The sequence below is a fragment of the Yoonia sp. R78084 genome, assembly GCF_044595625.1.
Classification (GTDB): Bacteria; Pseudomonadota; Alphaproteobacteria; order Rhodobacterales; family Rhodobacteraceae; genus Yoonia.
In genome coordinates this window covers 101,465-114,745 of record NZ_CP138993.1, presented here as the reverse complement: position 1 = coordinate 114,745, position 13,281 = coordinate 101,465, and the positions used below count along the sequence as shown (strand labels likewise).

13 protein-coding genes are annotated in these 13,281 nt (G+C 58.0%); 4 read left to right on the top strand and 9 right to left on the bottom strand.

From position 1 onward, the window contains the following. Positions 1-25 precede the first annotated feature (25 nt). The 3 genes from SJY29_RS00615 to greA are packed head-to-tail and all read right to left on the bottom strand — an operon-like array spanning position 26 to position 2,465. On the bottom strand, positions 26-955 hold the full coding sequence (locus SJY29_RS00615) for an AEC family transporter (protein WP_400085594.1): 930 nt from the start codon (positions 953-955) through the stop codon (positions 26-28). A gap of 5 nt (positions 956-960) precedes the next feature. Beyond that, the gene (locus tag SJY29_RS00610; RefSeq protein ID WP_400085591.1) at positions 961-1,980 is read right to left on the bottom strand and encodes a hypothetical protein; all 1,020 of its coding nucleotides are present in this window, start codon (positions 1,978-1,980) and stop codon (positions 961-963) included. A 14-nt stretch (positions 1,981-1,994) separates the two neighbouring features. Next, on the bottom strand, positions 1,995-2,465 hold the full coding sequence (gene greA / locus SJY29_RS00605; RefSeq protein WP_400085588.1) for a transcription elongation factor GreA: 471 nt from the start codon (positions 2,463-2,465) through the stop codon (positions 1,995-1,997). Positions 2,466-2,669: 204 nt separating this feature from the next. On the opposite strand from greA, the gene SJY29_RS00600 reads away from it, so the two are divergent. After that, positions 2,670-4,316 (top strand): electron transfer flavoprotein-ubiquinone oxidoreductase, encoded by a 1,647-nt coding sequence (locus tag SJY29_RS00600; protein ID WP_400085584.1) that lies wholly within the window; start codon positions 2,670-2,672, stop codon positions 4,314-4,316. Between the two features lie 41 nt (positions 4,317-4,357). Here the strand turns inward: SJY29_RS00600 and SJY29_RS00595 are convergent, their stop codons facing one another. The 3 genes from SJY29_RS00595 to SJY29_RS00585 all read right to left on the bottom strand — a co-directional run bounded on the left by SJY29_RS00595 (position 4,358) and on the right by SJY29_RS00585 (position 8,384). After that, the gene (locus SJY29_RS00595; RefSeq protein ID WP_400085581.1) at positions 4,358-5,485 is read right to left on the bottom strand and encodes a DUF418 domain-containing protein; all 1,128 of its coding nucleotides are present in this window, start codon (positions 5,483-5,485) and stop codon (positions 4,358-4,360) included. Positions 5,486-5,568: 83 nt separating this feature from the next. Then, positions 5,569-7,215, bottom strand: a complete 1,647-nt coding sequence (locus SJY29_RS00590; protein ID WP_400085579.1) for a mucoidy inhibitor MuiA family protein — start codon at positions 7,213-7,215, stop codon at positions 5,569-5,571. 146 nt (positions 7,216-7,361) lie between these two features. After that, a complete protein-coding gene (locus tag SJY29_RS00585; protein ID WP_400085576.1) occupies positions 7,362-8,384 on the bottom strand; it encodes an aspartate-semialdehyde dehydrogenase in 1,023 nt (340 codons plus the stop codon). A gap of 147 nt (positions 8,385-8,531) precedes the next feature. Here SJY29_RS00585 and SJY29_RS00580 point away from each other — a divergent pair, with 147 nt between their 5' ends. Beyond that, positions 8,532-9,743, top strand: coding sequence for a Coenzyme F420 hydrogenase/dehydrogenase, beta subunit C-terminal domain (locus SJY29_RS00580; RefSeq protein WP_400085573.1), 1,212 nt, complete (start codon positions 8,532-8,534; stop codon positions 9,741-9,743). On the opposite strand, the gene SJY29_RS00575 is transcribed toward SJY29_RS00580, so the two are convergent. After that, entirely contained in the window at positions 9,740-10,198 is a 459-nt protein-coding gene (locus SJY29_RS00575; protein WP_110279576.1) for an Lrp/AsnC family transcriptional regulator, read from the bottom strand. The two genes, SJY29_RS00580 and SJY29_RS00575, sit on opposite strands and share 4 nt — an antisense overlap. Positions 10,199-10,333: 135 nt before the next feature. Here SJY29_RS00575 and ald point away from each other — a divergent pair, with 135 nt between their 5' ends. Continuing rightward, complete coding sequence (gene ald / locus SJY29_RS00570; protein WP_400085569.1) at positions 10,334-11,452, top strand: alanine dehydrogenase; 1,119 nt, start codon at positions 10,334-10,336, stop codon at positions 11,450-11,452. 58 nt (positions 11,453-11,510) lie between these two features. Here ald and mscL read toward each other — a convergent pair whose 3' ends face one another. After that, positions 11,511-11,945, bottom strand: coding sequence for a large conductance mechanosensitive channel protein MscL (gene mscL / locus SJY29_RS00565; protein ID WP_400085566.1), 435 nt, complete (start codon positions 11,943-11,945; stop codon positions 11,511-11,513). 160 nt (positions 11,946-12,105) lie between these two features. Here mscL and SJY29_RS00560 point away from each other — a divergent pair, with 160 nt between their 5' ends. Next, positions 12,106-12,801, top strand: coding sequence for a glutathione S-transferase family protein (locus tag SJY29_RS00560; protein ID WP_400085564.1), 696 nt, complete (start codon positions 12,106-12,108; stop codon positions 12,799-12,801). Between the two features lie 18 nt (positions 12,802-12,819). On the opposite strand, the gene SJY29_RS00555 is transcribed toward SJY29_RS00560, so the two are convergent. Then, the gene (locus tag SJY29_RS00555; RefSeq protein ID WP_400085561.1) at positions 12,820-13,269 is read right to left on the bottom strand and encodes a YtoQ family protein; all 450 of its coding nucleotides are present in this window, start codon (positions 13,267-13,269) and stop codon (positions 12,820-12,822) included. Positions 13,270-13,281: the final 12 nt, after the last annotated feature.

Here is a 13,281-nt window from a genome sequence, read left to right as displayed (position 1 = left end):
CGTTTGTCCAAGGGCTAGCGCAGGTTCAGAAGCTTGTCACCCATGCAATGACCAAGGACACCGTCACAACGCTTGCCGCCGTCGAGATCAGAATCGCGGCGGACACGCGTGTGGGGGCGACGCCATAGTGCTGCGCCAAAATATAGACGTTGCCCGCGACAGGCAGCGCAGCCGCGGCAATCATAACGCCCGCAGTATAGGGATCGACATCAAAAAGCATCAGCGCAGCGCATGCCACCGCCGCCGGATGCAGGATCAGTTTGCAGAATGATAGCCAGCCTGCAACGGCCACGCGCTCGGCTGATTTGGTGGCCAGGGACGCGCCAATCGCAAAAAGCGCACCGGGTGTTGCGGCGGCCCCAAGCAAGGTCAGAAACTCGTTTACCGGCACAGGCACCGGAATATTGTTGGCCGACACCAACAGACCCAACGAGATCGAGACGATCATCGGGTTCTTGATTAATCCAACCGTGACTGTCCACAAGACACGCGGCGACATCCGCCCGTCGCGCGAGCCGGTGATCAGGATAACGATCAGACTGCCAAAGACGATCAGATCAACCGCCAGCACCATCATGACGGGGCCGACAGCGCCCTCGCCCAAAAGCAGCACCAACATCGGGATGCCCAAGAATCCGACATTGCCGATCACGGCACATTGGCCCTCAACCGCCGCCTCGGTCATCGGCAGACCGCGTCTGCGCGCAACAGCGACAGCCAGCAGATAGACTACCGTTGTGGCGCTCAGGTAGGCCAGAACGAATTGCCAATCAAGGATCTCTGCCAAGGACAGGTTGGCCGAAAAGCGAAAGAGCATCGCCGAGAGCGCAAAATAGAAAACGAACTTGGTCAGATAGGCCGTGGCCTCGGGTGTGAAGAACTTGGTCAGCCCCGATCCATAGCCCAGCGCGATGAGCATAAAGAAAGGCAAGGTCTGAAGAAAAATATCCCACATGCGGGTTAATCAAACGTCCCTGTGGTGCGGGCCAGCAGCATGAAGGCGCGCGAGGTGCGGGTTTCGGCAAGGGCCAGTAAATCAGTATCGGTGGCGTCTTCCGCGAAGGTGACAAGGAACTGATCATAGCAGCGCAGAAAATGATGCACTGCGTCGCGGAAAATGGCGTCTTCGCGGGTCCGTCTGCTAATCAAGGACAGATAGGCCTGATCACGGATCCCGCCCAACTGCTCAACCGGCCTTCCCCGCTCACCATTGGCAAACCGGCGCCAAAGATCTGCGCTGACAGGTGCGGGGCGCAGATCATCCATATAGATGCCTTCCTGCGACAAAAGCGTCAGCACGTCCTGACTGGCCTGCACCAGTTTGCGCGCATCACGGTCACGTAGCGCGCGGCGCAGGGCCGCAAAACCGTCCGTATCGTTTTCATCATTCGGAAAATGCAGCGCCTTGACCAGATCAGGGCGCGCGATCGGCGGGCGGGCCTCTTCAGACGGAGTATCAAACGCCAAAGCCGGTTGATCAGCGGGCATCTGCGGCGCGGCACGCGGTACAATCAGACGGGACACTTCGCGGCGCGAGGCAAACTGCGACACAGGCGCGTCTTGCGGAGCTTCAGGAAGCAGCGGAGTTGGCGGCGCGGGCGCAGGTTCCGGCGGCGGGGGGGCTTTGGGCACGACAGATCGGGGGGCGGCGGGCTCTTTCGCTGCGGTTTTGCTGGCCAGCATATCTGACAGCCGGTCGATGCTGGTCTGTGTCTGAAACAACTCGTGGCGCAGGTTGCGCACAGCCCGCGCCGAGGCGACCGCCACCCAGATCAACGCCGCAGGCAGGATAATCGCGAGCGCAACAAGAACGAACCACGCCGTGGCAAACCCGTCAGCTGGTGCCGGGTCTGGCCACGTCAGCCAGAACAGAAAGGTCGCAACAATGACCCATGCGACTGACGCCGCAATTGCCAAAGGCTCGACCTGGCCAGGACCTGCGTCCAAACCGGCACGATCAGTGTTGGATTTCTGCGCCATTTTTTGCGCACTTCCTATTTGAAGGCGATCGACAAGATCTCATAGCTGCGCACACCACCGGGCGTGCGGACCTCAACGCTGTCACCTTCGTCCTTGCCGATCAAGGCCCGTGACAATGGCGACTTCATATTCAGCTTCCCGCTTTCAATGTCGGCCTCATACTCGCCCACGATCTGATAGGTCTTTTCCTCATCAGTGTCCTCGTCAATCAGCGTCACGGTCGCACCGAATTTGACCGTGCCGGACAGTTTGGCAGGATCAATCACATCCGCCAGCGAAATCACGCCTTCAAGCTCTTTCACGCGCCCTTCGATAAAGGACTGCTTTTCCTTGGCCGAGTGATATTCCGCGTTCTCGGACAAATCGCCGTGCTCACGCGCCTCCGAGATCGCACGGATAATCGCAGGGCGTTCCACGGATTTCAGGTGCTTGAGTTCGGCATCCAGCTTGTCAAAGCCAGCGCGGGTCAAAGGTATCTTATCCATCGTTACTCCCCTCCCGGGGGAAAATCATTCGTCCAGCGTTCATAGTCTATTAGGCAGAGGCCAAGTCAAGGCTTAGCCGCGATTAGATGTCGCGTGCGCCAATTTTGACGTCGTGTCTTGATTGCCCCTTAATCCGTCATCAGGTAACCCTTGCTACGACTGAATAAAAGGGGGCAAGCGCCCCGTATTTTGAAGGATTTGCCGATGGCCGAGATTGAACGCGAAGCAATGGAATATGATGTCGTGATCGTGGGTGCAGGCCCTGCCGGTCTCTCTGCGGCAATCCGGCTCAAGCAACTTGATGCTGAACTGAGCGTAGTTGTGCTGGAAAAAGGGTCGGAAGTAGGCGCGCATATCCTGTCGGGCGCGGTGCTTGATCCGGTTGGCCTGAACAAGCTGATCCCCGATTGGAAAGAAAAAGGCGCGCCGCTGAACGTGCCCGTCAAGGAAGACAACTTTTATATGCTGGGCGAGGCCGGACAGCTGCGCATCCCCAACATCCTGATGCCACCGTTCATGAGCAACCACGGCAACTACATCGTCTCTATGGGCAATGTCTGCCGCTGGATGGCCGAACAGGCCGAGGAAATGGGTGTCGAGATTTTCCCCGGCATGTCCTGCTCGGAACTGGTTTATGGCGAGAACGGCGAAGTCAAAGGCGTGGTCGCGGGTGAATTCGGCAAGAACGCCGATGGCACCCCCGGACCGTCCTATGAACCCGGCATGGAACTGCACGGGAAATACGTGTTCCTTGGCGAAGGCGTACGCGGATCGCTGTCGAAACAGGTGATCGCAAAATACGACCTTGATGCAAAATCCGATGTCCAGAAATACGGCCTTGGCATGAAGGAAATCTGGGAGATCGACCCAGAAAAGCACAGCGAAGGCACCGTGACCCACACCATGGGCTGGCCTTTGAACGGGAATGCGGGTGGCGGATCGTTTATTTACCACCTTGAGAACAATCAGGTTTACGTGGGTTTCGTGGTTCACCTGAACTACAAGAACCCGCATCTGTTCCCTTACATGGAATTCCAGCGGTTCAAGCACCACCCGCAGGTGGCCGAACTCCTGAAAGGCGGTAAGCGCGTGGCCTACGGTGCGCGCGCCATTTCCGAGGGTGGCTTCCAGTCCATCCCGCAGCTTGAATTCCCAGGTGGCGCGCTCTTGGGCTGTGCGGCTGGCATGGTCAACGTCCCGCGCATCAAGGGCAACCACAACGCCATGCTGTCCGGCATCGCTGCAGCCGAGGCCGCCATGGACGCAATAAAGGCAGGGCGCAGCGGCGATCTGCTGGAAGGTTACGACGCCGCCGTGCGCAAAGGTGAGATTGGCAAAGACCTCAAGAAAGTGCGCAACGTGAAACCGCTCTGGTCCAAATATGGCCTGCTGGGGTCATTGACCATCGGCGGGATGGACATGTGGATGAACACTTTCGGCAACGGTTTCCTTGGCACGCTGTCTCACGGCAAATCCGACGCCGAAGCGACCGAACCCGCCAGCAAGCACAAAGAGATCACCTACCCCAAACCCGATGGCACGCTGTCGTTTGACCGTCTGACGAACGTATCGTTCAGCTTTACCAACCACGAGGAAAGCCAGCCTGCACACCTGCACCTGACTGACCCGGACGTGCCGGTGAAAGTGAACCTCGCCAAATACGCCGGTCCCTCGGCGCGCTATTGTCCGGCCGGTGTCTATGAATTCGTCGGCGAAGGGGCGGACACCAAGTTCCAGATCAACTTCCAGAACTGCGTGCACTGCAAAACCTGCGATATCAAGGACCCGAGCCAGAACATCACATGGACGGTGCCACAAGGTGGTGACGGGCCGAATTATCCGAATATGTAGACGATTAAGGGCCCCTAGCGGGGCCCTTTTTATTCGGGATATCACATCGCTTGCTGAGCTGTCCCCGCGTAGGTTATCCGGCGCAACAATAACTCGAATGGTCCCTGCCGGAACCACAACCGCCAGATGGAAACCACAGCGATCAGTGCCGCCGTCACCGCCAGAGCGATCAACGTCGCGCTCAGTCGGTCAACCGCGTTCCAGAGTCCAAATCCATATCCGGCGAAAATTGTCGTTAGAATGATCGACTGGCCCAGATAGATCGTCAGGCTTGAACCACCCGCGCGCAAGACGCGCGCCATCAAAGGCCCAGGTGGGCGGGCAATCGCCGCGATCAACCCCACATACCCAAGGGTCGCCACTGGTGCGATGCTCAGAGTCAGCGCTACACCCGGCACTGCGGCACCCCATTGCCAAATCGCGGCCCCTATCAGACTGAGCGCTACGCCGGGCAACAAACACACCCGGCGCGCACGTCGCCACAATGGATGTCCTGCATTATCAACCATCCCGGACTTCACAGCCGCCAGCCCAAGACAGAACCACCCCAAAGCAGAGATGCCCTGAAACAACAGGAAAACAGGCAAAGTAAATGCAAATCCGATACTTCGGAAAATAGCGGCGTCTAGAAATCCACCGTCTCTCAGAGCCATCATCTCGAACGCCACAAACTCTGCGGGGGTATCTTCGGGCATCAATGCCAGAACGGGAATGATGATCGCCTGCAAAATCAGCAATACAGCACCGACGCGGACCAGACGCGCCACAGGCCAATCACGAAAAAGATAGAGGACCGACCCGGTGACAGCATAAATGACCAGAATATCACCCGGAAAAAACAGGCATCCGTGCGCAAATCCCAGAACCAGCAAGCCAATCATCCGATTGCGATAGACTTTGCCAAAGGCCAGCCCCCGCTTGTCGGATGCGCGCATCAAGAACCCCAGCCCGACACCAAACATAAACGAAAACAGGCCATAAGTTTTCAAAAGCGCAAGCCCATGGACCAGAAACAGGGTGATCTCATCCCCAAGCGACTGTACTTGGGGATGGGTGAGGCTCTGAAACACTGAAAAGGCCATGTACTGAACGTTGACAACTACAATGCCAAACAACGCAATCAGCCGAAGATAATCGGGCAAAAGGGCGCGGTCGGAGGACCTATTCATCTGGTTTCCCCAATAACGCGAGGGCGATGCTTCTAGCTCTGCACATTCTGCTTCCTTTTCCTCCGATTTGCCTTTGATGCTTTCTACCGCAGCACATACCCGCTCGGCCATGTCAGCGTATAGTCCAGCGTCACCTCTTGCTTGGCACCTGCTGCAAGCGCGAGGTCCCATTCCAAGATACCGCGCAGCCCATCAGGATCACGTCGCGTGACGGCGGGGCTTGCGCTGAACTCCACCTCCAGATCATCCTGCTCGGAATAGGGGATCGCGTCGCGCAGTTTCACGTCCCACGCCTGACCTGTTAGGTTTTCCACCGTCATCACCGCCTGTTCGGTCAGCTGGTTTGCGCTGGTAAAGACCCCGACATCGCCTTCGGATTTATTCGGCACAGCACGGGTCAAGCGCAAACCATCCAGCGGCCCGAACCCCATTTCCGTATCCGCCCCTGCCGCAAGCAAAGGCAACTGGCCGAACCCGATCATCGTACCGTCCGCATAAAGGAGCGCCTGACCGGGCAACATGACCTCGCCGGTATCATTGGTAAATTCCGCCATACGATAGGCGATCTGGTCACGGCTGGGCACCGCTTCGGCCCAGACGTCAGCGGCGAAATTCAGCGTGTCCAGTGGCAGGCGCAGATCCTCGACGCCGTTGCGGATATCAACCCGGCCCGGATAAATGTAAGTGACGGTCGCGCCGCTGAAATCCGCCTTGGCTGTCACGGGCATCGGCGCCGCCGCGGCCTCGGCCACTGCACCCGAACGCGACAGGGATTGTACGCTATCGGCCATCATCATGACGCCGTTCTCACGGCCCAGATCATCCTCTGATATGATCCGCCGCAGAGGTGCCCAGACACCACTTGGTCCGGTCTGCTCGCCAGGGCGCGCCGTCGAAAGAATCAACTGCACATCATTCCAGTCCTGCCCGGTTTGCTGGCTGATCACGACAGAACGCTCGACCGCCAAAGCCGCCTCCGCGCCAGTGGTCAGGCGCATGTCATAGACGGGTGACCAATTGGCAAACCCCTCGACCGAGCTGACATCGACCGTCACCTCGCCGGCCTCGGCTACCGCCAAGGTAAAGGTCAGGACAGCTCCCGCTTGTTCCGGCTCCATCAGCGCCGCCAGTGCCTGCTGCGCATCGCGTAGCGCCTCCTCATCCTCTTTGCGCGCCAGTTCCGCCGCCAGCGCCTCTTGCTCGGCGCCAAAAGCGGCTTCACGCACGGCCAAAGTCTCAGCACCGACCATCTGTGCGAGGTCCTGAATATCGGCTGCATTCATCGCTTCGCCCGCGCTGGCCTGTGACAGGCTTTGCAAAAATAAAACCTGTTCGTCGGCGGCCTGCACCCGCAGGCGGATTTGCGCAATCGCAGCGTTACGCTCCCGCAAGACACCTTCCAGCCGCTCCACCTCATCACGCGCGGCAACAATTGCAGGCGCGCTTTGGTCCGGTGTCACCGGCAAGCGATCAAAGGCGAGGTTCACCGCCCCCAACTGTGCCCCGTCAGAGGCTGCCAAACGCAGCCCTGCGGTCGACAGGCCCTCTGGCATACCCGGCACAACAATTTCGTGCTGGCCCGCAGGCAGTTCAAGGCTGATCTGCCGCGTGACAGTCGCAAGCCCCGGATAGATCGTGACAGTATCGACCCGCGCCTCGGCAGTGAAAGTGTCGGCGAATGATGGGGCGGCCAGTGCAATCAGGCTTGTCGTCAGAAAAAGGCGCAACATGGAAAATCTCCTGCAGATATTATGCGTCATAATACAGGCTTTGACGGATCGCAGGACAGGATCCTTGGCGAAGACTGCAAAAAATCTGCGCCGGCACGAAAAAGGGCGCCCCGCAGGACGCCCTTTCCAAAAACATCTGTGAACTGTTAGCCCTTTTTCAGGCACTCGCGCCCCAAGAGTTCCGCGATCTGCACCGCGTTCAACGCCGCACCCTTGCGCAGGTTGTCGGACACGCACCACATGTTCAGACCATTATCAATCGTGCTATCCTGACGGATGCGGCTGATGAAAGTGGCAAAGTCACCAACACATTCGATGGGCGTCACATAGCCGCCGTCTTCGCGCTTATCGATCACCATGACACCAGGGCTTTCACGCAGGATGTCGCGGGCCTCGTCCTCGTCCAGAAACTCTTCGAATTCGATGTTGATCGCTTCGGAGTGGCCAACGAACACAGGAACGCGCACACAGGTGGCCGTGACCTTAATCTTGGGGTCAACGATCTTTTTGGTCTCGGCGACCATTTTCCACTCTTCTTTGGTTTCACCACTATCCATGAAAACATCAATATGCGGGATCACGTTAAACGCGATCTGCTTGGTGAACTGCTTGGGCGGCTTGCTGTCGGTGGGGTTATAGATCGATTTGGTCTGGTCCCACAGCTCATCAATGCCGCCTTTGCCGGCACCCGACACAGACTGATACGTGCTAACGACAACGCGCTTGATCGTTGCGCGGTCATGCAGCGGCTTGAGCGCGACAACCATCTGCGCTGTCGAACAGTTCGGGTTCGCGATGATGTTTTTCTTGGAGTAGCCGTGCACGGCCTGCGGGTTCACCTCGGGCACGATCAGCGGCACATCGGCGTCATAGCGGTAAAGCGACGAGTTATCGATGACCACACAACCGGCTTTGGCCGCTTTGGGTGCGTAAATCTTTGTGGCCTCGGAGCCGACAGCAAAAAGCGCCATGTCCCAGCCGGTGAAATCAAACGTATCAAGGTCTTTGGTTTTCAGGGTTTTATCGCCAAAGCTGACTTCAGTGCCCAGCGATTTACGGCTGGCAAGTACGGCAATCTCGTCCACGGGAAAGGCCCGTTCGGCGAGGATGTTCAGCATTTCGCGGCCCACGTTACCTGTGGCACCGACAACGGCGATTCGATAGCCCATTTGGCTGGCTCCTTGTTACAGATGCGCCCCTTTAACGCGTGGGGGGGCCAAGGGAAAGGGGGCGGGCAAAGAAGTACCTCTGCAACGGTCGGGGCGAAGCTTGTAAATCAAACTAGACACGCGGATTTGCACCCCTACAGTGCGCGCATGACGACGTTCCAAACACCCCAGTTCTCCGATCCCGCACCCCGTGGCCTTTGCACCGATTGCGGTGTGTCACGGATGGCCGACCCAAGCGCCTGCGGCAAAGCCTGCCAGTTCATCAAACCGGACTATCCGAGGCACGAGGCCTATATTCACGGCCGCACCGCCAACGAAGTTGGCGACGAGCGTTTCTTCGGGGTGTCGCGCGCGATGTATCGCGCCGCGCTGAGCCCCCCCCGTGAAGGCGCGCAATGGACCGGCCTGACCACACGATTTGCCGAGCGCCTGCTGGAAACTGGCGCGGTGGATGCCGTGCTGACGATGGTGCCAGATACAGAGGACAAATGGCGTCCACGTCCCGCAATCATCACCGACCCCGCGGAAATGAGGCACGCACGCGGCATGCGGATGGGCTATGCCCCACTCTTGGCCTTGCTTGAACCTGCCTTGGCGGCTGGCCACCAAAAAATCGCGGTTATCGGCATTCCCTGCCAGATCTACGCCCTGCGCGCGATCGAGGCAGACCTTGGGTTCGAACGCATTTATGTGATCGGCACCCCCTGCTCGGACAACACCACGACCGAGAACTTTCACAGTTTTCTTGCACGGCTGACCGACGCGCCCGACACCGTGACCTATCTGGAATTCCGCGCCGACTATCATGTCGAGTTACGGTTCACTGATGGCAGCAAACGGCTGATCCCGTTTCTCAAACTTCCGCTTTCGGACCTGCCGCCTGATTTCTTCCCCACCACCTGCCGCACCTGCGTTGATTATACCAACCGGCTGGCCGATATCACTGTGGGCTATATGGCAGGCGAAGGGGAACAATGGCTGATCGTGCGCAACCAGCGCGGCAAAGAGATTTTGGACGCCCTCGGCGATGAAGTGTCGCTTGCCGCACCGGGATCACGCGGTCAGCGCCAAAGCTCGGTCAAAGGGTTCGTTGAAAACACGCGCCTTGCGGCAGGGGGCCTGCCGTTGCGGCGGATGCCCAACTGGCTGCGCGGGATCATGGCATGGGTGATGCCAAGGGTCGGGCCGCGCGGTCTGGAATTTGCCCGTGCGCGGCTTGAAATGAAGGCCGCCGAAACCGTCCTGCATCTGCGCCGCGAAGAACCCGCCAAGATCAAGAATATGGTGCCCGCCCACGTCTGGAACCTGGCAAAACCCTACGGGATTGCACCGGAAGAGAACGAGCGGATCGACCCCTAAACCGGCATTGCAGTTGTCTGGCGGACGGTGCGCAACGCAAAAGACGATTGCATTTGCGCCACCCCTGGCAGTGTCGCCAGATAACGTCGGTGGATGCGGGCGAAGTCCTCGGTATCGCCCGCGACGACCTTCAGCAGATAATCCGCTGTGCCCGCCATCAAGTGACACTCAAGTACATCCGGCACGCGGGCCACAGCACGTTCAAACGCATCAAGCACCTCATCGGCCTGCCCGCTGAGCGTGATTTCCACAAACACCGTCGTCGGACGCCCCACTTTGCGGGGGTCAAGCAGTGCGACGTAATCCCGGATATAGCCGTCCTTTTCAAGTCGCTGCACACGCCGGTGACAGGCCGAGGCAGACAGATTCGCCTTCTCCGACAATTCGGCGTTCGAGATGCGGCCTTTCTTCTGCAAAACCTCGAGGATTCGGCGATCAATACTATCCAGTTCCATTCTACGCACGATCCTTCGAATAAATGATGCTTTTGCACACAGTCCTACCGCAAATACCCAGAACATCCAAGGACACTCCGATGAAATTGCACCGAAGCGGCGTGATACTTCCACCAGACACAGGAGGAACCGGTCATGCATATTGGATGCCCAACAGAGATCAAACCACAGGAATTTCGCGTCGGCTTGACACCGAACGCGGCCTTTGAAGCCGTCAACCACGGCCACACCGTCACAATCCAGTCCGGCGCTGGCAATGGCGCGGGGTTTACCGATGCCGACTACATTGATGCCGGGGCAGCAATTGTTGGCACCGCAGCAGAAGTGTTCGAAAAAGCCGATATGGTTGTAAAAGTGAAAGAACCACAACCCAAAGAACGCAAAATGCTCCGCGAAGGTCAGATTTTGTTTACTTATCTGCACCTTGCGCCGGACCCTGAACAAACCAAAGACCTGATGGAGTCCGGTGCAACCTGCATTGCCTACGAAACAGTGACCGACGATCGCGGCGGGCTGCCGCTCTTGGCGCCCATGTCAGAGGTCGCAGGGCGTCTGGCACCGCAAGTTGGCGCATGGACGCTGCAAAAGGCCAATGGCGGGCGCGGTGTTCTTATGGGCGGCGTACCGGGTGTTGGCCCTGCCCGCGTGCTGGTCATCGGCGGCGGTGTTGTCGGCACCCATGCGGCGCGCATCGCAGCGGGCATGGGCGCTGATGTCACCGTGCTGGACCGGTCCCTGCCGCGTCTGCGCTATCTGGATGATACGTTCGGCGGCGTTTTCAAGAACGGCTACGCCAATGCGGGCAACACGATTGAGCTGGCACGTCAGGCCGACATGATAATCGGCGCGGTCCTGATCCCGGGTGCGGCGGCACCCAAGCTGATCTCACGCGCGCAACTGTCCGAGCTGAAACCGGGTGCGGCACTTGTTGACGTGGCGATTGACCAAGGCGGTTGTTTCGAGACGTCCAAGGCTACAACCCACGAGGACCCTGTCTATGATGTCGACGGGATCATGCACTACTGCGTAGCCAACATGCCGGGTGCTGTGGCGCGCACCTCCACGATCGCACTTGGGAATGCCACTATGCCGTTCATGCTCGCGCTGGCCGACAAAGGCTGGCGGCAGGCCTGCGAAGATGACCCACATCTGCTGAACGGTCTGAACGTCCATGCAGGCAACCTGACCTACTATGCCGTCGGAAAAGCCTTGGGGATCGACGTCTTGTCGCCGTCATTGGCGCTCAAGGCGTAAACATAAGAAAAGGGCCCGCTTGGAAAAAGCGGGCCCTCTATTCATACAGCGGACAGGATCAGGCGTTCGCTTTCAGCGCATCGCGGATTTCTGCCAGAAGCTCTTCGGCAGTTGGACCCTTCGGGGCTTCCGGTGCAGCCTCTTCCTCTTTCATCGCAGCGTCTTTGACCTTGTTGACCATTTTCACCAGCATGAAGACAACAAAGGCAATAATCAGAAAATTGATGACCGCCATGATGAAAGCACCATAAGCAAAGATCGACGCACCAGCCTCACGTGCAGCATCCAGTGATGCACCTGCAGGTACCTCGCCAGCAAGTACGGCGTAATTGTTCGTGAAATCAACGCCACCGGACACAAGGCCGATGATAGGGTTGATCAAATCGCCAACAAGCGATGTGACGATGGCCGTAAATGCGGCACCGATAATGATACCAACGGCCATGTCCATGACATTCCCTTTGGCAATAAACGTCTTGAATTCATTAAGCATTCTTTGTCCCCATTTCTTGTTTTTCAGCGCGCGGATTTTTCCCTTCTGCGGCTGTGCGCACAGTATTAGCCATATTTTTGAACAGAGGAACGGGTTTTTGTTCAAGGGTTTTCCCCCTAGCTTGGGTGGATTGCAAATCGAGATAGAAGGACCACGACACATGGCCGATTTAACGGATTTTCCGATCACGCAACGCTGGCCCGCCAAGGACCCTTCAGTGATCCAGCTTTATTCATTCCCCACACCCAACGGTGTCAAAGTCTCCATCGCACTTGAGGAAATGGGGCTGGCCTATGAACCGCACCTTGTCACACTCAGCGACGCAGACGTGAAAAGCGATGCCTTTCTGTCGCTGAACCCGAACAACAAAATTCCCGCGATCATTGATCCGAATGGGCCTGACGGCGCGATTGGACTGTTCGAAAGCGGTGCGATCCTACTCTATCTGGCCGAGAAATCCGGCAAATTCATCGGCGCGACAACGGCAGACAAGCACAAGATCACCCAGTGGCTGATGTTTCAGATGGGTGGCCTCGGGCCGATGTTTGGCCAGATGGGGTTCTTCTACAAATTCGCAGGCGCACAGATCGAAGACCCGCGCCCGCGCGAGCGCTACCGCGATGAAGCCATCCGCCTGTTGGCCGTCCTCGACAAGGAACTGGCAGGCAAAGACTGGATCGCGGGCGATTATTCCATCGCGGATATGGCGATTGCACCTTGGGTCAATGCGCTGGGGTTTTACGGCACCAAAGATGAAGTCGGCTATGACGATCTGAAAAACGTGCCGGCCTATGTTGCGCGGTTTTTCGAACGGCCTGCGGTGGAGAAGGCGATGAACATACCGCCCCGCCCGTAAGGTGGATTGAAATCCACCTTACCCCGGCAATGTCCCGTTCAAAACGTAGGCGAGGATATCCACCACCTGCTGCGGCTCTTCCACAACGGCAAGGGCCGCGGCGTCGACTTCCTTCAACGGATGCTGATGTTCCGGCCCGTGCATCACGATCAGCGACTTGCCAAGGGCCGCCGCATAGCCTGCATCAAAGGCTGCGTTCCACTGTTTGTATTTCTCGCCAAAGCGCACCACCACGATATCGGCATTCTGAAGCCCGTGTCGCGTGCGGATCGCATTGAGGTTGGCACCTTTGTTGTCGTGCCAGAACTCTTTCTCTTCCGCGCCCATGATCGCGACACCGCAATCATCCGAAGCATCATGGTCCGTCACCGGCCCGTCAAACGCCACATCAAGCCCCGCTGCACCGGTAATGATCTGCTCGCGCCAGTCGGTGTGGATTTCGCCGGATAGATAAATCTTCAGGGTCATATTGGGGCTCCT